This is a genomic window from Synechocystis sp. PCC 7509 (genome assembly GCF_000332075.2).
Classification (GTDB): Bacteria; Cyanobacteriota; Cyanobacteriia; order Cyanobacteriales; family Chroococcidiopsidaceae; genus Aliterella.
In genome coordinates, this window is the sequence record NZ_ALVU02000001.1 from 3,643,321 (window position 1) to 3,665,416 (window position 22,096).

Here is a 22,096-nt window from a genome sequence, read left to right on the forward strand (position 1 = left end):
ATTCTACAGTTGTGCTGTTGCTTGGATACTTTACTTTTGCTTATTAGTTCCATTAATCCCGCACTCAGCAATAATGTCAGGAAAAAATATTGATTATTTCTATCAGCTAATAATTTTTGATAGCAAAGCTTATAAGATCGTTTAGTCTCAAATTATCAAACATTTATGCAAGTAATTAATGGGCCCAGTACACCACAATTTATCCAACTAATGGAAGCGATCGCCCGTCCTACCCAGCGTTTAGATGCCTATGCTAAAGAATACGGCGATGTTTTTATCTCTAAACTAAGTGGCTTTCGTCCTTTTGTCCTTTTCAGCCATCCCCAAGCAATTCAACAAATACTTACCGCCGATCCCAATTTATTTGATTCTGGAGTGGGGAATCAAATTTTACATCCTTTAGTAGGTGATTATTCGCTATTACTATTAGATGGAAGTAGCCATCAACGCCAACGTAAATTGCTAACTCCTCCCTTTCATGGCGATCGCATGAAATCCTACGGGACGCTAATTTGTGAAATCACAGAACAAATTATGAATCAACAGGCAATTGGGGAAGTATTTTCTGTGCGATCGGCTACTCAAGAAATATCTTTAAGAGTAATTTTAAAAGCCGTCTTTGGCTTAGATGAAAACGAGAGATTTCAACAACTTAGAAAACTTTTAAGTTCAATTTTAGATGCCGTAGGTTCGCCCCTAAATTCTACTTTGTTATTTGTTCCAGGGTTGCAAAAAGATTTAGGTGCTTGGAGTCCTTGGGGTAAATTTGTCCGCCAAAGAAGAGCAATAAATCGGTTGATTTATGATGAAATTGAAACCCGTAGAACTAACAATAATATTTTTGGCGAAGACATTTTAAGCTTGATGATGTCTGCAAAAGATGAAAATGGGCAATCAATGACATATGCAGAATTGCGCGATGAATTAATAACTTTGTTATTTGCCGGACATGAAACTACAGCCTCAGCTTTAGCCTGGGCTTTTTACTGGATTCATAAGTTACCAAATGTCAAGTCTAAGCTATTAGCAGAACTAACTACCATTGGGACTAATTTCGATCCAAATGTAGTTGTTAAACTGCCTTATTTAACGGCGGTTTGTCAAGAAACTTTGCGAATTTATCCCATTGCTATGTTTACCTTCTCGCGCATTTTAAAAGCACCTATGCAAATCATGGGTTATGACTTCGCTGCGGGGACACAATTAACACCTTGTATATATTTAACCAATCAGCGAGAAGATATTTATCCCGAACCAAAACAGTTTAAACCCGAACGTTTTTTAGAGCGTCAATTCTCACCTTACGAGTTTCTCCCTTTTGGCGGTAGCAATCGGCGCTGTATTGGGATGGCGTTTGCTATGTTTGAAATGAAACTCGTACTAGCAAGAGTTTTGTCACAATGGCAAATGAATTTAGCCGAAACTAAACCAGTGCAACCTGTACGTCGCGGTATCACTCTCGCACCATCGGGAGGCGTAAAAATGTGGTTAAAAACTAAGTGTTAGTACGTATTTATAAAGCAATAAGTATAAAATGTAAAACTTTTGTAGCTAATCGTTTAAAAAATAATTTAGATGTTAATTTTGATGAGAGCAATTACTTTATTATTCATACCGTCTTATTTAAAGTATAAATTAATTGTGAAGGTCGTAGGGGCGCAATGCATTGCGCCCCTACGGGATAATGTTTATGAATCAAATAGGATTGCTATATTTAAAGTATAAATTAATACTCTATGAAAGTGAATAATTTAAAAACAGCTTTTAAAATTTCCTGTAGAAATCGCGGTTTTGTTTTACCGATTGCCTTAACAATGGGAATTGTAATGATTTTAGTAGGAGTAGCAGCCGTTGCTAAATCCTATAGTCTTCGCCTCAACACGTCTGCACGCAAACAAACTGGGGGAAGTTTAGCAGTAGCTGAAGGAGGCGTAGCTAGAACTTTGGCTCAACTTACGAAAGCTAATAATAGAGTATTATTAACCGGAAATTACGATGCTATAAATCCGAAAACTAACAAAACTTATCTAGGAGCTGATGGGATTTTAAATAATGGTGACGAAGAAACAACTTTAGTAAATCAGTGGACAAGCTTCGGTGGTAGTTCTCCATGCAGCGCTATTGCTAGTCCCGGAACTCCTGACGCTACCCATAACGGCTCAATTGGTGGCGACTCTTATACGCTTAAAGCCTATCGTTATCATAATTCCAGTAGTACAGGCACTTTCTTAGTAGAAGGTAAACAGAATAACTCAGTTTCACTACTTAAAGTAACTATTACTGTTGACTCAATTATCAGCGATTTTCCTGGTGTTGTGGCAGTGGAAAAAATGGAACTATCAGGGCGTGAGGTGATTGGTAGCAATGGAAATGTTTACTACGATCCTGCTTTTTCTGCTAATAAAAGCTTAACTGCTGCTGCTGCGCCTGGCGATGCTAATAGACCAGATTATTTAAACGCGATCAAATCCGGTACAAATGATAGTTTTAGTAACGACAATGTAGCAGGAAAAATTGTTGCGTGTAAACTAAATCCTACTTTTGCTTATGCTCCTCAAGGCGCAAATTTAGGTGATATTACTGATAGTTTTAATTTACCACTTGCTGGAGCAAGTAGCGGAATTACACGCTATCAAGCAGGCAAAATAGATATTGCCAATAAAACTATAAATGTTAACACTACTAATGGGTCAGTATATATATATGTAAACAGTTCTGTAACTGTCAAAGGAACTGCAAAAATTGTCAATTTCCGTACTGATGGTATACCCCCAAAAGTAGGAGATTTGCGGATTATTATCTCTACTGACAGTCAAACACAAATTGATGGCACGCCTTGTATTGAAAATGCTTTTTTCTATTCCCCTACAGGCAACTTACAATTAGGAGGTTCTGGCGGTGGTTGCCCACGTATTGGGAATACAAATATTGATGGCGTTGTGTGGGCAAAAGTAATTACTAATACGTCTGGTAGTAATTCTGGCATAGCTGTACCCGATGATTTATCTAGTTTGTCAGATATTGCCAGTAGTATAGGCTTATCAGGAACTAAAAAGTTTGGATCTGTAAAAAATTGGCAGCGTCAACAATTATAAATGCTGCAATCAAAAAAGAAATTGTTTTCCCAGGGTTTTACAATCATTGAAGTTGTAGTTTCAATGCTAATAATAACGATATTTCTCGCAATTGCCATGCACTTAATGGTAGTTGCAGCAATTTTTAAAGCTCGTGCCGATCAGTACGATCGCGCTATAGTGTGGATTCAGGAAGACTTAGAACAAGCGATCGCCATCGCCCAACAATACGAGCAAAATGCTACCCCCTACTCGACAAAATGCAGCGCTACGGTAGCAAGTAACGGACTAGCGGCGGGATTGCTTAACGATCCGACAGGTATTGGCGGTACACCAAAAAACTTTGGGGTTAGAAGCTTTGGTAGTACAAGTTTTACGATGACGCGCACCGCAGATTATGCTACTTCTTTCGATCCTTTTAAATTGCTTAGATTAAATTATAGTGTTACGCCAGCTAATGGCGGCAGTGCGATCGCAACTATTAGTACAGAGGTAATAGCCAATGCCACGTTTAAATGCCCCTAAAAAAAACTTAGGTTTTACATTAATTGAGATTTTAGTAATTATTTTAATTGTGGGAATTTTAAGCGCAATTACTATTCCTAGTTTCATTAGTCTTGTTGATAAAATTAATCTAAACAATGCTGTTATCGAAGTAAGAGCAGCATTACAAACAGGACAAAGAGAGGCTATTCGCAAAAGCCAAGTTTGTAGTGTTGGTTTAAATACTGTAGAACGCACGGTCACGAGTTATTGTTTAGGTGAAGTAAGTAATTTGTCTACTCAAGCAGATATTGCTACTAACATTAGTAAAAATTCTGGTTCACCTGGCAACACCATTAATATCAACTTTGGTATTTTGGGAACAGCAGAATTTATAGTAGATCCAGAAGATGATTTAGAAGCAAGTCAAGGGACAGTTCAGCCAAATTATACAGAAATGAGTTGGTATCAAGTATCTATTTCACCACAAGATAATACTGGTAAAATTGTTTTTTATCTCAACAAAAATCCAGCTTTAACTAAAAAATGTATTGCTATATCTAATATTTTAGGATTGACTAGAGTTGGCAACTATACAGGTAAGATCAACAATAATTCTAAACTTAGCAAAAAAGGAATTTGCACTGCTTATTAAAAATAAATTAAATTTAACTTAAATACTTGTGTATAAGTTTTAAACCCATGAAAACTAAAATATTCACCTTTTTTAAAAGTTTACTCAATTGGCAAAAAATTAATCAGGGTTTTACCTTAATAGAACTATTGGTAGCCGTTGTAATTAGTACAATTGTTATTAGCATTGCTGGCTTTGGAATAACTACAATTTTGACTATGGATAATCGAGCAGAAGCTACCATTGAAAGACAAGTAGACCTCAACCGTGCCTTTGATTTTTTGACTAATGAAATCCGCATGGCACAGAGAATAAATTTTACTGCTACTACCGCCGCCAATGGTACAACCGTTACGCTGGACGATGTGGTTGCAAGTTCCGGGCTGAATCTTTCGCAGCTAGGCGATTATGGCAATATTGTTTTATATCTAGAAATACCGATCGCCAATTCTCCGGCGGTTTGTCCGGCAAATAGTCCAAATGCGGGGTTTGCGCCACCAGAACCTAGTAACCACGATCGCGTTGTTTACGATATTCGTGCCAATACCGGGGTATGGTTAGACCCCCAAGTAATCAATCGCTACGGACGTATACCCAGCCGTGACGGCACTATAAACCCCTGTAACAATCCTATAAGTGGGGATATTTTTGTTGATGCCATTTCCGATATTGACATCAACCCCACCAATTGCACCGCCCCGGCCGTTCTGTCTGGTAGTGGAGGATTTTATGCTTGCACGGAGGGTCTGAAAGTAGACCTTTATTTACGCAGCAGAGGTACGAATACAAAGGCTTACAATATTGCTAGTAGAGCGGTTTCAAGGCTTAGTGGTACAACAACTGTAGTCTTAACTTTATCGAGAACGCGACTTTCTAGCAGCGATACAATGAATTTAGCTTGGACGTGGACAGGTTCTAATAACGTCACTTTTAAGCTTGTTCAGCGTGTTAATGGGGCTAATACAGAAATATATAATGGCTCTGCTTTGAATACTGTTAGCACTCTATCTGGCAATCTCAACGACTTAAATTGTTATACCGTTACAGCAATAGTTGACTCAAATACTCAAATTGCCAGTAATCAAGTATGCGAGCCTAAGTAGTTGTATTTTTTGCAACTATTAATTGAGTATTAACACTGGTTTGCATAATTAAAAAAAAAGGGAAACTAATATAGATAAGATATCCTGCTTTAGCCAATAATGAGGCTCCCTAACTTACACAAATTATCGGTAAAAACTCGTTTGGCGATCGCCATGGGAGCGATGTTTGTGCCTTTAGTAGTGTTAGCAGGAGGTGCGCTTTTTTACTTTGAAAAAGGCATTAATGCTTTTGGAAAGATCGAAAATCAAGCTCTAGAAGTTTTGTTTCCCCTTGCCGACCTAGAAGCTTTAATTATTGACACCTCAAAACCAGTTAAAGATTACATGATTGACGGTAATCAAATAGCGCGAAATGACTTTTTTCGCAACAGTCAAGAAATAAATCGCACCTTTGCCGCTCTGCTTAACGTGCCTTCTAATTTGCCAGCACAAAAAAAATTGCTCCAAGCCAGTCAGAGACAATGGCAAGAAACTTTAGCAATTGGTCAAACTATTTTTGCCTATGCCGATCCCGCCACCAATTCCCACGCCGCCCAAGCTGCCGAACAATTCTACAATCGCAATTCTCAAGTTGTTAGTAACCTCGACAAGTTATACAAACAACTTACTGATTTTCAAATAAATGAAAGTTTACGTCAAGCCGAGTTAGCTAAACAGCAAGTGAGAATAATTGTAGCGATCGCCTTTCTATTGGGTGTCAGTATGGCAATTATCACTAGCACGATTATGGTTCGCTCGATTGTAGAGCCATTAAGCGTTTTAGAAAAAGGAGTCGCACAGTTAGGAAGTGGTGATTTTTCTTATCGCATCAGCCTGGCAAACCAAGATGAATTAGGACAATTAGCCGCAGCATTTAACCTCATGATTGAAAAGCTACAACAAAGCCAAACAGCACTCAAAAATTTAGCAATTTTAGATGAGCTAACCGGATTATACAATCGCCGCGAGTTCAACTCACAGCTAAAAAATGAGCTAGAACGCTCTGGGCGTTTTGGTCATTATTTTAGTTTATTAATGCTAGATATCGACTACTTTAAAAAACTAAACGATACGTACGGTCATCAAGTAGGAGATTTGGCTTTGCAGACTATTGCTGCTTTGCTTAAGCAAGAATTTCGAGCCTTAGATGTGGTAGGACGGTACGGGGGCGAAGAATTTGTCGTAATTCTTCCAGAGACATCAGCTTTTAGTGCTTACACGGTAGCAGAACGAATCCGCCAGCTAATTTCTAACTCTGCTTTATTTACAAACGAACAACAAACAATTAATGTGACAATTAGTGGAGGAGTTGCAACTTTCCCCATCGATGGAGGTACTCAAGAAGCCTTAATTTATGCCGCAGACCAGGCTCTTTACGCCGCTAAACGCTCTGGTCGCAATCAAATTATTATGTACGGTAGCTTAACCGTTAAAAAGATATTTTAAACAATGAAACTTAGCCTGTGTGCGATCGCCCTCAATGAAGAATCAGCTTTACCCAAATGTTTAAGTAGCGTCGCTGGTGTCGTAGATGAGATAGTTTTGCTCGATACAGGTTCAAGCGATCGCACCTCTGAAATTGCCCTTAGTTTCGGCGCTAGGGTGTACGAATATAAATGGTGTAACGACTTTTCCGCCGCCCGCAATGAAGCGCTAAAGTACGTTCGAGGTGATTGGGTATTGGTACTAGACGCGGATGAAGTATTAGTCCCAGAAATTGTCCCCAGTCTCAAGCAAGCAATAAATAACGAAGCCTATTTGCTAATTAATTTACTACGCTATGAAGTTGGAGCGGCAAGTTCTCCCTACTCTTTGGTTTCTCGTTTGTTTCGCCGTCATTCCAATATTTATTTTGCTCGTCCTTATCATGCTTCGGTAGATGATAGCGTGACATTAATTTTAGAGCGAGAATCTCATTGGAAAATCGGCAATTTGCCAGGAGTAGCGATCAATCATGTAGGTTATCAAAAAAATGCGATCGCCTTATTAAACAAGTTTGATAAAGCTAGAACCGCTATGGAAGGCTTTTTAGCCACCCATCCTCACGATCCTTACGTTTGCAGCAAGTTGGGTGCTTTATATGTTGAGCAGGATTTATTAGCCGAAGGTATGGAATTATTAGAGCGGGGTTTACAAGCAAAAGATGTTAGTTCTGATCTTCGTTACGAACTTCACTACCATTTAGGAATTGCCTATACAAAAGTGCAACAGGTAGAAAACGCTCAGTCTCATTATGAAAGTGCGATCGCATCTTCGGTTTATCCAATGCTCAAACTCGGCGCTTACAATAACTTGGGGGCTTTAAAACGAGCAACGGGCGACTTAATCGCTGCTAAAACTGCTTACCAAACGGCGGTCAACATCGATCCTAATTTTGCTACTGGTTACTACAACTTGGGAATAACGCTCAAAGCTATGGGGAATTTGACTGAAGCTATAGCAGCTTATAAAAAAGCAATTTCTATTCATCCCAGTTACGCCGAAGCTTATCAAAACTTAGGGGTAGTTTTATTAAAAGCTGGTTTAGTAGCCGATAGTTTAGCCGCCTTTAATAGAGCCATTGCTTTACACAACGAGCAAAACCCCGTAGCAGCGCAACAGTTACGCCAAGGCTTGCAAGATATGGGTTTAGTTAAATAATAGTTACTTCCCCTGTATCTAAATCGTAGCGCCCACCAATAATTTGTAGTTTGCCTTGGGTAACTAAATCAGTCAACAGTTTTGACTTGTTTAATACTTCTAGTTGATACTGGACATTGGCAATTACTGCGTTGTCAATGCGATCGCCCTCCATATCCTTTATCCTAGCTAGTGCGGGCTTAATATCGGCGACAAAAGTACCGATTTCCCCTTCCAGCAGTGTACCTTCAACGGCGGCGGTTACTGCTCCACATCTTTCATGACCTAAAATAACAATTAATTGAGAGCCGAGTATTTTGGTAGCATACTCCAAACTGCCCATAACTCTAGGACTAACAACATTACCCGCGATTCTGACTACAAATAAGTCTCCCAAACCCGCATCAAAAATCATTTCCGCCGGAACTCTCGAATCAGCACAGCTAAGAATGGAAGCAAAAGGATGTTGGACAGTGGCAATTTCTGCTAAACGTAATCGCGATTGATGAGGGTTTCTTCGTTTATCTTGAACAAACCTTTGATTGCCTTCTATTAGCTCTTGGAGCGCCAAAGCCGGACTAATAGGCTGGAAATTCAATTGTTGGGCAAAGGCGGTAGGAACTTGCATTAAGGGACTGCTAAGAGCCACTATCGCGCCACCACCTAGCTTGATAAAATTTCGACGACCGATAAACCGATTAGTCCGACTCATTACTTGACCTTAACGACGTACTCGTGGGAGTTTATCAGCTTGAGCTTGAGTAGTAATTAAGGCATTATCGGGAATAGATACGCGATCGCGCAAAGTTACCCCTACAACTACCGCACCCGTTCCAATAGTTACATTATTTCCCACTTTAGATTTAAACAATACCGCATCGTCGCCGATAGTTAAATTATTGCCAACTTCCAATGGGCCGTGAAAAACAATATTATCATCGGTATTAAGACCATTGCCAATTTTGATATTTGTACCTTTGAGGGCGTGAAAAGTTACTCGATCTTCAATTTCAGCATTATTACCAATAATAATCGGCGCACCTTCATCCGCCCGGATTGACGATCTTTCGCCCACTACACTATTTGCACCTAATCGAACATCGCCTACAATCCGCGCAAATTCTTCTAGGCGAACATTTTTACCTATAGTTGGTGCTACAGGCTTAGTATTCCAAGAAGTTTTTGGTGCAGCACCTACACCTGTTACGCCATCGTAGCCTTTTTCTTGATATAGCTCGTTATAATGCTCGGCAAATTCTTCGTTAACTTCCAATACTTCGTTTTGAAATTCGGAATTTGCTTCGGCTTTAGGTTTTAGTGCATTAGCTTGAGCTTGGGTGGTAATTTTAGCGCCGATTGGCACAATGCGATCTTTAGGAATTCTAACACCAGTAACGGTTGCACCGTGCAGTACAAACACACCGTCTTCAAGAGTGCTATTAGTAATTCGCGCTCTAAAGCCTACAAAATTGAAGTTGCCTAGCTTAGAATTTTTAATTACTGCTTGGTGAGCAATACTAACTCGATTTTGGGTACTGCTTGATTTTGCCCCACAATCTGCCGCCGGAGCGGGAGCATTCCGCGACGCTAAAAAGTGAATATTGTCTTGTAAGTTGGTTTCATTACCAATACAAATTTTAGTGCCAGGTTCAGCGCTAACAATAGTATTGGAGGCAACAAAGCTTTTTTCACCGATCGCTACATCTCCAAATAAGTCTACCAAAGGGCTAACGAAGCTTGAAGGTGCTACCACCAATTTAGACATTCCCGACTGAGCGAGAACTTCTACACCTACAGCAAGGGTAGAGAGTCCAGTAAGTGCGATCGCAACAGAGCGAAGTTTAAACATAAATATCGTTTCCTAAAATCAATTTTTTTTGAGTGAGTGTAAAACAAATTACAACACAACAGCTAAATTTAAGATTAAATAGTCAAGATTCAATCAGAGTTTTTACGGAAAAGACTGATAAACTTACTATTTTTCTTAAACTGCTTAAGTAAATATACGGCGAATTTAACTAACTACTAGGAAAATTTATATTTCCGGTGGGGCTTCCAGAGCGATCGCACCCAATGCACCTTTACGGAAATCTGTCAACATTTGCCTAGCGGTGCGCTCTATATCTCCTTGATGGCGTTTTTGCGCTAATGCAATTAAATAATCTTCCGCCGTCATCTCAGCAAAATCGAGGTCGTACCGCGTTAATAAAGGATTATTTGGTAAAAAAACTGGGGAATTAATTGCTAATTGTTGCAGCAACTCAATTAAAACTGTTGCTACTCGTTGATTATCGTAGGAAGCATCGCCAATATCATCGCAAATAGCTAGTTTAAACGCATTTACTTGATTATTTAGTTTAATAGGAATAATCCCCGGCGCATCTAATAATTCTAGTTGGTCAGAAATTCGCACCCAACGCAACTGACGAGTAACCCCCGCCCGCGCCGCACTTTCTACAACTCGCCGATTGAGTAAGCGATTAATTAAAGCTGATTTGCCCACATTCGGAAACCCAATTACCACCGCTCGAACAGGACGCGGTAGCATTCCGCGCAGTTGTCGCCGCTCATTGAGTTCTATTCCTGCCTTTTGGGCGGCTTTGGCAACGGCGGTTATCCCTTTCCCGGCTTGCGCGTCGGTAAAATATGGTTCTTCTCCTTGCTCTCTAAACCACCGCATCCAAGCTTGTTGAGCGGCAGGCGAAATCATATCTAAGCGGTTTAATACTAAAACTCGCTCCTTAGTACCTATCCATTCTTGGGCTTGGGGATGACAAGTTGCTAGAGGAATCCTTGTATCTCGTACTTCTAAAACTACATCTACGAGTTTTAGCTGTTCTTTGAGGGCTTTTTCTGCCTTAGCTATATGACCGGGATACCACTGGATAGGAGTAGTTTTCATAAATAGTTTTATTATCTAAAGCTTCAAGCAGTGCAACACATCTGTTGTACTGCTAACACATATACTGCCGCTACGGGATTGGTGCGATCGCTCTAAATATTATTAAGGGACTACCAGCACAGGACAAGGAGAAAGGTTAATAACCCGGTTGGTGACGCTTTCGGATGCTCCATCTTCGGTTAATCCTAATCCGCGACAGCCCATAACAATTAAGTTTGCCCCAATTTCATCAGCTACATCGCAAATTGTAAAAGCTGGCTTACCTGCTCTTTCTAAAACTTCCGCGCTGATACCTTGCTGACTAAATAAAGCTTGGGCATTTTGCAATAACTGGGCTACGGCTTCGGGGGAAGTCATTACTTGTTCGCCTGGAGATTCTTCTGTGGGCGATTCTATCACCGATAGCAGCACCAAACGGCTATGATACTGCTGCACAATGTTGACAACAACTTCTGCCGCTTCTTGAGTTTCTCGGCTGCGATCGATGGGAAATAAAACAGTCTTAAACATGAATAGATACCTACGCTACCTTGCTCCGGTAAAATGTGGACGGTGCTAAACATTGACATACCAAAAATACAAACGCGCTCTAGGAGATTAACCCTGTGTCCAAAAAAACTTTAGCAAATTTGTCGTCTTCCGATTTATCTGGCAAACGCGCCCTTGTCCGAGTAGATTTTAATGTACCTTTGGATGACCAAGGCAACATTACTGATGATACCCGGATTCGGGCGGCACTACCTACCATTCAAGACTTAATGCAAAAAGGCGCTAAGACAATTTTAGCCAGCCACTTCGGTCGTCCCAAGGGTGTAACAGATAAATTGCGCTTGACTCCCGTTGCTAAACGTTTGTCTGAGTTACTTGGTACTGAAGTCATCAAATGCGATGACTGTATTGGGGAGGAAGTTACAACCAAAGTTGCAGCAATGCAAAATGGTCAAGTGTTGTTGCTAGAAAATGTCCGTTTCCATCCTGAAGAAGAAAAAAATGACCCCGAATTTGCTAAACAATTGGCTGCAAATGCCGATATGTATGTAAATGACGCTTTTGGGACAGCCCACCGCGCTCATGCTTCCACGGAAGGGGTAACTCACTATCTCAGTCCTTCGGTGGCTGGTTATTTGATTGAAAAAGAGTTGAAATACTTGCAAAATGCGATTGAAAATCCTCAACGCCCGTTAGCAGCAATTATTGGCGGCTCTAAAGTTTCTAGTAAAATTGGCGTAATTGAAACGTTGATTGATAAGTGCGATAAGTTGCTTCTCGGTGGAGGGATGATTTTTACATTTTACAAAGCGCGGGGAATTAGTGTCGGTAAGTCTTTGGTGGAAGAAGATAAGTTAGAACTAGCTAAGTCTTTGGAAGCTAAGGCAAAAGAGCGCGGTGTATCGCTACTACTGCCTACCGATGTAGTTGTTGCTGATAAGTTTGCTGCTGATGCTAATGCCCAAATTGTTAGTATTGACAACATTCCCGACGATGGTATGGGTTTAGATATTGGACCCGACTCAATTAAAACTTTTCAAGAGGCTTTAGCTGATTGTAAAAGCGTGATTTGGAATGGCCCAATGGGTGTGTTTGAGTTTGATAAGTTTGCTAAAGGTACAGAAGCGATCGCTTATTCTTTAGCGGATCTTACCAAAACAGGCGCGGCGACTATTATTGGTGGTGGTGATTCGGTGGCGGCGGTAGAAAAAGTTGGACTTGCTGACCAAATGAGCCATATCTCCACTGGTGGCGGTGCTAGTTTGGAATTGCTAGAAGGTAAAGAACTTCCCGGAATTGCCGCGTTAGATGATGCTTAAAAAATAACTCTTTATTAAGCAGTGGTAGCGGTATATTCCTTGCTACAACTGCTTAATCATTGAATGTATCTTTGGATAGTAGGCGCGTATAGCACTTGTTGCGTAATTTGAATTTAGTAAAAGAGTTTTGAGTGTTTCCCAGCACTAATTTCGCCCAATAAATCAATAAAACAAGGAGTGGTCTTTTATGCAGCAAGTTTTAGCAACTTTTTTGCGAAAAATCGTCGTAATTTTGTTAGTTGGCTTTATAAGTATTTCTAGCTTTGCGATTAGCAGTGCGCCAAGTTTTGCCGCAACTCCTAACCAAAAATTGATTCAGCAAGAAAATTTAGATAAGCCTAGTCAATCGGTAAGCGATCGCGAACAAGCTTATGAAGAACAATTAGAGGCGGAAAAAAATCCAGATAAAGTCTTTTCGGAGAATTTGAAGGAATACAAAAAAGAAAATCCTGGGGAAGGCATTATCGAAAAAGCTGTAGAAGGTGCTGAAAAAGCCGTTGAAAAAGTCACAGGCAAAAAATAACATCACACTTTTATTTATTTAGAGACGTTGATAAAACGTCTCTTATTTTTCTAAATGCTACCTTTTGATTATTCTCTAGATTTTAAAAATATTGATTTTCGCGATCGCCCAGACCTTTATCGAGTTGGTAAGGGCGAACAGGGCGTACTTTTAGTTGAACCTTACAAATCAGAAATTCTCCCCTATTGGCGATTTAAAAATCCCGAAATTGCCCAGCAATCGAGCGAAAAAATCTACGAGATGTTTTTAGAATATCTTGACAAAAACGACTTTGTAGGGGCGGATATGGCGCGAAAATTCATTCAAATGGGTTATACGCGATCGCGCAGGTATGCAAATCACAAAAGCGGTCGAAAATATAAGCAAAACCCCCAAAAAGAACTAACGAAAGCCGCAGTAATGGCAGCAAGACAAGAGATTTTACCTAATGAAGTAGATCCAATTAAAGCGGAATCGGCGGCAATATTTAAAGTGAAATGGATAGAAGCAAAAACTAATCCTAAATACCTTCAGCTACTCGCACAACATAAGCAAATGTACGAAAAAGAGTAAGTCAAAATATAGTGACAGCAAAGGCGATCGCGTTAATTTATTGAACTGCTTACTTTAGAAAAATGCTGCTTGATGGCGAATCAAATTAAAAAATTCTTCGCGGGTTTTTTGATCTTCTTGAAACACACCTACCATGGCACTTGTTACTGTCCAAGAGCCGGGTTTTTGTACGCCTCGCATAACCATACACATATGACTTGCTTCAATTACTACGGCAACTCCTTTTGGTTCTAAAATAGTTTGTACAGCTTCGGCAATTTGACGGGTTAATCTTTCTTGGACTTGCAAGCGCCGAGAATACATCTCCACAATTCGCGCCAGCTTGCTTAAACCTACTACTTTTTGATTGGGGATATAAGCAACATGAGTTCTGCCCATAAAGGGCAACATATGGTGTTCGCAAAGGCTAAAAGTGCTGATATCTCTAACCAGTACCATCTCATTATGCCCTTCATCAAAAATTGCTCCGTTAACCAAGTCATCTAAAGATTGGTTGTAGCCACTGGTAAGAAATCGCATGGCTTCCGCAACCCGCTTAGGAGTCTTCAATAATCCCTCCCGTTCTGGATCTTCCCCAACCCCTAATAACAACGTCCTTACCGCTTCCATCATTGGCTCGTTGAGGTCTTCTGACGGTGGCTGTAAGTTTGGCTCTTTGCCGTTTTGAGTGTTGCGATCGGGTCTAGTTGAAACGCCAATATTTAAGGGATTTTGTTCGTCCATAGATTCTCTCCTATCAGAAATTAAAGAAGATTCAGCGCGATTTTGCCCGTTAGTATTAGTGGTCATAATCTTATAGTTAGTTAAATTTAGGCAAAGGGCGCGTTCACGAAGTGTTCGCTCTGCGAAATCGCATTTTATAAACTTCCCGCGCTGGGCATTAATATCAATTCATCAATTACGGCTTGCTTGGGCAACAATGCAGTGTGCAGAATCGTTTGAGCGACAATTTGGGGTGTTAACATGGCTTTACGGTCAAAATCCGAATCCAAAGCGTCCCATAGCTCGGTATCCACCGCTCCCGGACAAATAGCTGTAACTCGGATACCGCGATCGCGTTCTTCTACAGCTACAGTTTTAGAAAGGGCAATTAATCCGGCTTTACTGACGCTGTAAGCTCCCCAACCTGGAAATTGTTGTTTCCCAGCAATAGAGGCAACATTAATAATTGTCCCCCCTCCACGATGTCGCATAGTTGGTAATATGCCGACAATGCACTGAAATACACTGGTAAGGTTGAGATTAATCACTGTCAGCCAGTCAGCTAAAGGTGTTTCGCTCAACGTGCCAATGTAACCGATTCCAGCATTATTAACTAAAATATCAATGCCGCCAAAGTCCGCCGCAATTAATTTTATTTGCTCCTGCACCTGGTCAAGGTTGGCTAAATCTAGCTCGTAAGCTTTGGCTTTTACTCCCGTAGCAACGGATGCTTCGGCAACGGCGGTTAGTTTATCCATAGAACGACTTACTAAAGCGACATCAATTCCGGCTTTGGCAAATTCTAACGCTGTTGCCTTGCCAATACCGCTACTCGCCCCAGTAATTAAGGCTTTAGGCTTAATTAAATTAGTCATAAAACCTATATACTCTTGCGCCTAAGTTGGCATTATTACGAGCTAAAGTAATAAAACTTTACATCTCTTTATTAACTATACCACTTAGGGCAGATTCAACAAAAAATGTTATTAATGTTGCAATTCTGAGAACTTCCCTAGTTGGCGGAATTTTTGGTAGCGCCTTTCTCTAAGCTCGGAACTTGATAATTTAGATAATTCGTCTAAGTTATCCACCAAGGCTTGCTTGAGCGTAGCGGCGGCGGTAACAGGGTCAGAATGAGCGCCGCCGACGGGTTCGGGAATAATACTGTCGATGATCCCTAAGTTTTTTAAATCCCAAGAAGTAATTTTTAAAGCCACCGCCGCTTGAGGGGCTTTGCTGGCATCTTTCCACAGGATCGCCGCGCAGGCTTCGGGAGTAGCAACGGTATAAACCGAGTGTTCAAACATTAATAAGCGATCGCCTACACCAATACCCAAAGCCCCCCCCGAACCACCTTCCCCAATTACCGTACAAATAATTGGCACATCAAGGCGGAACATTTCGCGCAAATTGTAAGCGATCGCTTCTCCTTGTCCTTGGTGTTCGGCTTGGATTCCTGACCATGCCCCCGGAGTGTCAATAAAGGTGATTATCGGCATCCCAAAACGGTTGGCGTGATCCATCAAACGCATGGCTTTACGATAGCCTCCAGGGGATGCCATGCCAAAATTACGAGCAATATTATCTTTAGTGTCTCGCCCTTTTTGCTGACCTAACATAACTACGGGACGACCTGCTAACCGCGCTACGCCGCCAACTAAAGCCGGATCGTCAACTCCTCGGCGATCGCCATGTAATTCTAGCCACTCGTCGCTAATTGCCTGAATATAATCAAAGGTACTAGGGCGGCGGGGATGACGGGCTAATTGTAATCTTTGGGCGGGGGAAAGACTGCTAAAAATCTCTTGGCGCAAGGATTTTGCCCGTGTTTCTAGCCTTCTAATTTCCTCAGACACATCAACGCCGTTTTCTGTTGCTAGTTCGCGGATTTGGTCAATTCGCAATTCTAGATCCATCAACGGCTTTTCAAAGTCTAGCAATAGGGGTTTGCGCTCAATCGTTGCCATAATGTGCGATCGTGTCTTTGTTTCTCTAAGTATTTAACTGCTCAAAAGTGGTCGAAATCCGTGCTTAATAGACGCTGCGCCAATTTGCTCCATTTTGGCGACGGTAATTTGGTTGCGCCCCCAAGAAAAGTTTGTGTGGATTTTTTCAAATTCCAACAACATTGACTCCGCAAAACAGGCGAATAGCTGACGCGCGGGCGCATCCATGATATTTACAATGTGCATAATTCGCCAGTCAATATCTAATGAATGCTCGACAATGCCACCGTTTAGAACATGAATGCCGGGATGTTGTAACTTTGTTGCTAAGTTTTTGGGATAACCGCCATCAATCAGCAAACAGGGTTGTTTTAAAACCGCCGGATCGATTTCTACACCTTTTGGCATACTCGCAACCCAGACAATGATATCTGCTTGGGGCAAGGCTTCTTCTAAGCCCATAATTTTACCCCGTCCAAGTTCTGCTTGCAGTTCTTGCAAACGTTCTTGATTTCGGGCAATTAGGAGCAATTCGGCGACATCAGTACGGCTTTCTAGCCAGCGACAAACCGCGCTCCCAATGTCTCCGGTTGCACCACAGATGGCAACAGTAGCTTTTGATAGTTCAATTCCCAACTGTTTAGAAGCTTCTTCTACCTGACGGCAGATAATATAAGCCGTGTGAGTGTTTCCGGTAGTAAAACGTTCAAATTCTAGCTTAATATTGCGGACTTGCTTATTGTCTTGTAAATTAAAGTTTTCAAAAATAATTGAAGAAAAACCGCCCAACGCTGTAATGTCGATACCATGCTTTTGGGCATGAGCCATAGCATTTAAAATTTTGCGCGTAGCTGCTTTAATTCGCCGATTTGCCAGCATTTCCGGCAAAAAGCAAGATTCTACATACTGCCCTTCGATTTTTTGCCCAGTGATGCTAGTAACTGTAATATGATCGACAATTTGGGGCGGGGCGCTGCACCAAAAATCTAGCCCTTGGTCGGCGTATTCGGGGTAGCCTAATTCTTTAGCTACCGATTGGGCGTGTTGCAAACTGGTAAGGTGACCGATTAGACCAAACATGAATTGCTTTATTAAGACCTATAAATCCGGTCAAATGGGAGTAAGTGGATAAAAATAGTAATAGTCGCGCTGATAAATATTTCACCTCTTTGCTTAAGCAGTTAATTTTTAGGCGCGATAAGTCAATTACTGTAGGGATTTGGGGCAATTGTCTATTGCCCCTAAGTTACTTAAGCGGCACTTAAGCCGTAGGCTGACATTCTCATGATGTCGCGGGTAGTGAAGCCAATGTTACTTAGAGCTTCGCCGTATTGAATCATGAAGTCTTCAACCAAAGCTTCTTTTTCCATTGCCAAAACTTGGGCATCATCAGCTACTTCATTGAGCATTCGCCAAACAATGGGTAGATTTTGACGGTTGGCGGCTTCTAGTTCAGCTTTTGAATCTTCAAAGTTGTTTTTTAGCCAAACTTCGCCAAAATTGAGGTGGCTGTATTCATCTTTGACAACGCCTTCGGTAATTTTGCGGGCAAAATCATCAGCAACGGGGATGTAGATGTTGTAGGCGGCGATCGCAAAACATTCGATAATTAACGATTGGATCAGCAAGCAAGTTACTACTCGTCCCTCTTTGGCTGCATCTTGGAAGTTTTGATGCAGGGAAGCAAAAAACGATTTAGCAAAGGGCAAATCTGGCGTTACTTTTAAATTGCGACCGCAGGCTTCAAAACCTTTTTTATGACGGCTTTCCATTTTGGATAACCGAATTAAGTCGTCCTGATGTTCGGGCAGCATTTGCGTAAGGGTGATGTAATTTTCGTGGGCTTCTTGTTCCCCTTCAATTACAATGGCGTTAACGCGGCTATAAGCATCCTTATAGGCTTCGCTCTGAAAATCAAGTTCGGAGTTGGCAGCAAGTTGCTGCATAGGTCTATTCACTCCTATTTAACGTGAATTGGTGGACAGCATTATTGCTAGGACTCTTACTTAATTATTAAGTTAAAGTCACTGTGGTTAATTTAACTTAAACAAGGCACTATTTTAAATAGTAACGTCCTAGGGCATAGCGATCGCTCTTTAACCGCAATAAAACCCTTAACTGATGGATAATGACCGTAAAAAGCCTAAATTAGACTACTTTTTAGCCTCGCTAAGTTTATTTTTACTGCTACTGGGAGCGTTCGTCGTATTATTGCCGCTAGGGGTGGTTTTTCTTACATCTTTTACGTCCCCAACTGCCCTAGGTGAATCAGCCCAAAAAGGTTGGACTTTTGTTAATTATCAAGACGCTTGGCAACGGGGGGAGTTCCTTTTAGCCTTTGCTAATTCGACTTTGGTAGCACTAGCGGTTACAGGCTTACAAATAATCACTTCAGCACTAGCAGGCTATGCTTTAGCACGGTTAAAGTTTAGAGGCAGACAAGCTTTGCTATTAATTGTGCTGGCAACTCTTGTAATTCCGTTTCAGTTATTAGTAATTCCGATATTTTTAGTTTTGAAGTGGGGACACTTAATTAATACTTATGGGGCGCTAATTTTGCCGACGGCGGTAAGCGGATTTGGCATATTTTTACTGCGGCAATATTTTCTAACTATTCCGGTGGAATTAGAAGAAGCGGCGGCGATTGATGGTGCTAATCGCGCTCAAATATTATGGCGAGTCATGTTACCGCTATCGCGTCCGGCTTTAGTAACATTGTTTCTGTTTACATTTATTGGCGAATGGAACGATTTATTTAAACCTTTAGTTTTTACTACCAAGCCGCAATTAAGGACGGTACAACTAGCTTTAGCCGAGTTTCAAGAGCAATATACAAATAATTGGCCCTTACTAATGGCAGCAGTAGCGATCGCCACCATACCAGTAATTTTATTATTTCTGGTCGGGCAGCGCCAATTTATTCGCGGTATTGCGGCTACGGGGATTAAAAACTAAGTTATGCAAAAACTGGGCTTAGGTCTAATTATTGTCTCCTTTGTGCCTTGGATAGCAATATTTTTTGTGCCATCGTTAGCGCTGACTTTGGCTCAAAAAGCTGCTTTAGTGCCGATTTTGGTGATTATCGCCGAAGTTGTTTTTTGGTTGGGTATCTTAATCGTAGGCAAAGAAGCAGCTACAAAATATCGAAAATATTTAAGCATAAAGGCGCTATGGCGACAGGTTAAAAAGTGGCGTAAATAGCTAAGATTCGGCGCTGGTTTCTTGAATTTGCAGGCGAATAGTGCGAAGCCCGTTACCGGGCGCGCTTGCGCTATCACTATTTTCCCCTAATTGAATCTCCATCACTTCCCCCGTTAGTTGCTCTAAGCAAGTCAAAAGACTGCGTAAATTGGGCGTACTTGCTCCCGTATCTACATACAATCTATCGGATAAGCTGCCAATGCGTTTCCAGGTAGTGTAAAGTTTGGCGATCATTTGTTCTAACTGCGATGCTTGATTAACTAAGTCCGCCGCCGTATTGATACAGCCTAATCGTAAAGCTTCTTCTAAAGCCTTTTCCAAGTCCACCGCACCGTCTTCAAATACTTGAACGCTCGTTGCGGCTTCCAAGTATTTTGCTAAGTATCTAGCCTCGGAGGTGACTTGCTTAACGGTGTCTACATCAGGGTTAAGGGCAACTTCTTGACGCAAAATTGCTTGATGAGATTCCGGCAACTTTTCAATTTCTTTAACTAATGGCGGTAAATAGCGGCTAGGTAAAGTGCGATCGTTGACTTTTTCTTTCACGCTATCGGGGACTAAATCGGAAGTCATCGCCGTCCATTCATCGGCAATTTGACGGACTTCGCGGCGGGTAATGCGATCGCCATTTTTAGCCGCATCAGTTACTAATTGCTGCACCTCTGGATCGGCTTTTGCTGTTTCCATAAAGGCGCGTTTGCTAAAACACCTCACTGCTGCCGGATCTAGCTGTCCTTCTGCCATTAAGGTATCGGCACTGTTGGCTAAGGCAATAATCGCGTAAGCTTGACTTTTACTAATTTCTCGGACTTTTAGCCAGTCTAAAAAGCCACTACCACGAGCATCGCCGTGTTTTTTTTCCCGATCGCGTACCGCTCGTAAAATCCGCCCCCGCCATATTTCTGTTTGCAAATCAAAGCGATCGCACACTTGCCAAGCAGTATCAATTTGCTGTTGAAAGTCTAATTCAGCAATCTCCTCATCTTCTGGATCGGGCAATTGCAGACTTAAATCCACTGGTTCAGATAGTACCGCAGCAAGTTCGGTGGGGTTTTGGGGTGATGAAACCATAGAGAGGGCGAAGTCACGTATTACAGACCGATTATTATGGCATGATTCGGCTTGGTTATTGCTCTTAGTTTAAAAGGGAATTTTTAGTAGTAAGTCTTGCAAATTTCCTCCCAACTGGCGCAATTGACGATAAGCACGTTCTAAAACTTCTCCTTCAACTTCAACTTCGGCAGTAGGATAATTTTGGATTACCTCAATGAGGCTAATATTGCGATCGCGACTAGCAGATAAAATTAACGCTGCTCTTAATGCTTGGCGATCGGCTTTTCGTGAAGGTGTATGAATTGCTTCGCTGATTTGATCGAGAATCACATTCCCAACGGGGCTATTTAATACACGATCTAACAATATTGGATTAACTGCTACAGTCTCGGTTAGGTACTGGCGAATTGGTTTTGGGTCTTGCTTTGCCAAGGCTAAGTTTACTCGCAATGAAGTAGACAATTCACCCGTTTGAGCAAAATTTGTTAATTCTTTAACAGAAATTGATTCCCGAAAAATACGATATTTTAATAACACGTTTTCTGCTGCAAAAGCACTCCCATTAGATAGAGAAAACACAATAACTATTGATAAAAGTAAGCTGCGACGTAATAATGACATTTGCTTAAATAGACTTAACACAATAATTTATTGACGATACTTGTTAAGTTTTAGTTGCGCCATCAAGCCTAAGCTGTAATTTATCAAAGATAAAATTTTACCCAGTTTAGAAATGCTATAAATGCTTTAATTCTAAGCTTTTACGGTAATACATAAAATTAGGGTACTTTTTTTTGTTAAAGAAAAGTAAAATGTTGTTGCGTTTTTACCGAATCAACGTAACGTAATTCAAGACATTAATATTAGCAAGTACAATGCCTAAACAGGGTTTTAACATCGATCGAGCGAAGGTTTCTAGTAGCACTACTTCGCCTTTAAAGACAATAATCGCCGCCGCGTTACTTATAGGCAGTGGAGCAATATTACTTAAGACTAATGCGATCGCATCTCCCCTTGCTCAAGTTGTTGTCCCAACTGTACCAAATTCCACACCATCGCCGACACCATCCCCGGTAGTTGTACCAACTCCTACCCCATCTCCATCACCCACACCATCCCCGGTAGTTGTACCCACTTCTACCCCATCTCCATCACCCACACCGACACCATCGCCGACACCATCCCCGGTAGTTGTACCAACTTCTACCCCATCTCCATCACCCACACCGACACCATCCCCGGTAGTTGTACCAACTTCTACCCCATCTCCATCACCCACACCGACACCATCGCCGATACCATCCCCGGTAGTTGTACCAACTCCTACCCCATCACCATCGCCAACGCCATCCCCGGTAGTTGTACCAACTCCTACCCCATCTCCATCACCATCCCCGGTAGTTGTACCAACTCCTACCCCATCTCCATCACCCACACCATCGCCGACACCATCCCCGGTAGTCGTACCCACTCCTACCCCATCACCATCTACTAACCAACCACCACTGAGTGGAACA

At 41.5% G+C, this 22,096-nt stretch carries 24 protein-coding genes; 12 read left to right on the plus strand and 12 right to left on the minus strand.

The features are described 5' to 3' along the window. Positions 1–165 precede the first annotated feature (165 nt). The 7 genes from SYN7509_RS0218285 to SYN7509_RS0218320 all read left to right on the plus strand — a co-directional run bounded on the left by SYN7509_RS0218285 (position 166) and on the right by SYN7509_RS0218320 (position 7,913). Positions 166–1,506 carry a cytochrome P450 gene (locus SYN7509_RS0218285; RefSeq protein WP_009631633.1) on the plus strand — a complete coding sequence of 447 codons (1,341 nt, stop codon included), beginning with the start codon at positions 166–168 and terminating at the stop codon, positions 1,504–1,506. Between the two features lie 230 nt (positions 1,507–1,736). After that, positions 1,737–3,095, plus strand: coding sequence for a hypothetical protein (locus SYN7509_RS0218295; RefSeq protein WP_009631634.1), 1,359 nt, complete (start codon positions 1,737–1,739; stop codon positions 3,093–3,095). Further along, entirely contained in the window at positions 3,096–3,599 is a 504-nt protein-coding gene (locus SYN7509_RS0218300; protein WP_009631635.1) for a type IV pilus modification PilV family protein, read from the plus strand. After that, positions 3,577–4,212: a prepilin-type N-terminal cleavage/methylation domain-containing protein gene (locus SYN7509_RS27780; RefSeq protein ID WP_009631636.1), complete on the plus strand. Its 636-nt coding sequence runs from the start codon at positions 3,577–3,579 to the stop codon at positions 4,210–4,212. The genes SYN7509_RS0218300 and SYN7509_RS27780 overlap by 23 nt, the downstream gene beginning before the upstream one ends. A gap of 47 nt (positions 4,213–4,259) precedes the next feature. Next, positions 4,260–5,294, plus strand: a complete 1,035-nt coding sequence (locus SYN7509_RS0218310) for a PulJ/GspJ family protein (RefSeq protein ID WP_009631637.1) — start codon at positions 4,260–4,262, stop codon at positions 5,292–5,294. A gap of 99 nt (positions 5,295–5,393) precedes the next feature. After that, entirely contained in the window at positions 5,394–6,719 is a 1,326-nt protein-coding gene (locus SYN7509_RS26375; protein ID WP_009631638.1) for a diguanylate cyclase, read from the plus strand. Between the two features lie 3 nt (positions 6,720–6,722). Then, the gene (locus tag SYN7509_RS0218320) at positions 6,723–7,913 is read left to right on the plus strand and encodes a glycosyltransferase (RefSeq protein ID WP_009631639.1); all 1,191 of its coding nucleotides are present in this window, start codon (positions 6,723–6,725) and stop codon (positions 7,911–7,913) included. Here SYN7509_RS0218320 and SYN7509_RS0218325 read toward each other — a convergent pair. The 4 genes from SYN7509_RS0218325 to SYN7509_RS0218340 all read right to left on the minus strand — a co-directional run bounded on the left by SYN7509_RS0218325 (position 7,906) and on the right by SYN7509_RS0218340 (position 11,304). Further along, a complete protein-coding gene (locus tag SYN7509_RS0218325) occupies positions 7,906–8,604 on the minus strand; it encodes a carbonic anhydrase (RefSeq protein WP_009631640.1) in 699 nt (232 codons plus the stop codon). The genes SYN7509_RS0218320 and SYN7509_RS0218325 overlap by 8 nt on opposite strands. A gap of 9 nt (positions 8,605–8,613) precedes the next feature. Then, the gene (locus SYN7509_RS0218330; RefSeq protein WP_009631641.1) at positions 8,614–9,741 is read right to left on the minus strand and encodes an LbetaH domain-containing protein; all 1,128 of its coding nucleotides are present in this window, start codon (positions 9,739–9,741) and stop codon (positions 8,614–8,616) included. 186 nt (positions 9,742–9,927) lie between these two features. After that, a complete protein-coding gene (ylqF, locus tag SYN7509_RS0218335; RefSeq protein WP_009631642.1) occupies positions 9,928–10,794 on the minus strand; it encodes a ribosome biogenesis GTPase YlqF in 867 nt (288 codons plus the stop codon). Positions 10,795–10,896: 102 nt separating this feature from the next. Further along, a complete protein-coding gene (locus tag SYN7509_RS0218340) occupies positions 10,897–11,304 on the minus strand; it encodes a universal stress protein (RefSeq protein ID WP_009631643.1) in 408 nt (135 codons plus the stop codon). A 95-nt stretch (positions 11,305–11,399) separates the two neighbouring features. Here SYN7509_RS0218340 and SYN7509_RS0218345 point away from each other — a divergent pair, with 95 nt between their 5' ends. From SYN7509_RS0218345 to SYN7509_RS0218355, 3 genes are all read left to right on the plus strand, one after another. Beyond that, positions 11,400–12,602, plus strand: coding sequence for a phosphoglycerate kinase (locus SYN7509_RS0218345; RefSeq protein WP_009631644.1), 1,203 nt, complete (start codon positions 11,400–11,402; stop codon positions 12,600–12,602). 187 nt (positions 12,603–12,789) lie between these two features. Then, on the plus strand, positions 12,790–13,125 hold the full coding sequence (locus SYN7509_RS0218350) for a hypothetical protein (protein ID WP_009631645.1): 336 nt from the start codon (positions 12,790–12,792) through the stop codon (positions 13,123–13,125). Positions 13,126–13,179: 54 nt separating this feature from the next. Then, positions 13,180–13,677 (plus strand): DUF4385 domain-containing protein, encoded by a 498-nt coding sequence (locus SYN7509_RS0218355; protein WP_009631646.1) that lies wholly within the window; start codon positions 13,180–13,182, stop codon positions 13,675–13,677. A gap of 54 nt (positions 13,678–13,731) precedes the next feature. On the opposite strand, the gene folE is transcribed toward SYN7509_RS0218355, so the two are convergent. From folE to SYN7509_RS0218380, 5 genes are all read right to left on the minus strand, one after another. Continuing rightward, complete coding sequence (gene folE / locus SYN7509_RS0218360) at positions 13,732–14,400, minus strand: GTP cyclohydrolase I FolE (protein WP_202807357.1); 669 nt, start codon at positions 14,398–14,400, stop codon at positions 13,732–13,734. A gap of 134 nt (positions 14,401–14,534) precedes the next feature. Beyond that, the gene (locus SYN7509_RS0218365) at positions 14,535–15,254 is read right to left on the minus strand and encodes an SDR family oxidoreductase (RefSeq protein WP_009631648.1); all 720 of its coding nucleotides are present in this window, start codon (positions 15,252–15,254) and stop codon (positions 14,535–14,537) included. 111 nt (positions 15,255–15,365) lie between these two features. Further along, positions 15,366–16,346, minus strand: coding sequence for an acetyl-CoA carboxylase carboxyltransferase subunit alpha (locus SYN7509_RS0218370; protein ID WP_009631649.1), 981 nt, complete (start codon positions 16,344–16,346; stop codon positions 15,366–15,368). Positions 16,347–16,379: 33 nt separating this feature from the next. After that, complete coding sequence (locus tag SYN7509_RS0218375; protein ID WP_009631650.1) at positions 16,380–17,405, minus strand: long-chain acyl-[acyl-carrier-protein] reductase; 1,026 nt, start codon at positions 17,403–17,405, stop codon at positions 16,380–16,382. 170 nt (positions 17,406–17,575) lie between these two features. Then, positions 17,576–18,271: an aldehyde oxygenase (deformylating) gene (locus SYN7509_RS0218380; protein ID WP_009631651.1), complete on the minus strand. Its 696-nt coding sequence runs from the start codon at positions 18,269–18,271 to the stop codon at positions 17,576–17,578. 175 nt (positions 18,272–18,446) lie between these two features. Between SYN7509_RS0218380 and SYN7509_RS0218385 the strand changes: the two genes are divergently transcribed. Then, positions 18,447–19,280, plus strand: a complete 834-nt coding sequence (locus SYN7509_RS0218385) for a carbohydrate ABC transporter permease (protein WP_009631652.1) — start codon at positions 18,447–18,449, stop codon at positions 19,278–19,280. Positions 19,281–19,283: 3 nt separating this feature from the next. Next, positions 19,284–19,526: a transporter suffix domain-containing protein gene (locus SYN7509_RS0218390; RefSeq protein ID WP_009631653.1), complete on the plus strand. Its 243-nt coding sequence runs from the start codon at positions 19,284–19,286 to the stop codon at positions 19,524–19,526. On the opposite strand, the gene SYN7509_RS0218395 is transcribed toward SYN7509_RS0218390, so the two are convergent. The 3 genes from SYN7509_RS0218395 to SYN7509_RS30760 form a co-directional block, all read right to left on the minus strand. Further along, positions 19,527–20,597 carry a hypothetical protein gene (locus SYN7509_RS0218395; RefSeq protein WP_009631654.1) on the minus strand — a complete coding sequence of 357 codons (1,071 nt, stop codon included), beginning with the start codon at positions 20,595–20,597 and terminating at the stop codon, positions 19,527–19,529. A 69-nt stretch (positions 20,598–20,666) separates the two neighbouring features. Continuing rightward, positions 20,667–21,200, minus strand: coding sequence for an alpha/beta hydrolase (locus SYN7509_RS0218400; RefSeq protein WP_009631655.1), 534 nt, complete (start codon positions 21,198–21,200; stop codon positions 20,667–20,669). A gap of 397 nt (positions 21,201–21,597) precedes the next feature. After that, the gene (locus SYN7509_RS30760; protein WP_202807247.1) at positions 21,598–22,050 is read right to left on the minus strand and encodes a hypothetical protein; all 453 of its coding nucleotides are present in this window, start codon (positions 22,048–22,050) and stop codon (positions 21,598–21,600) included. Between the last annotated feature and the right edge of the window lie 46 nt (positions 22,051–22,096).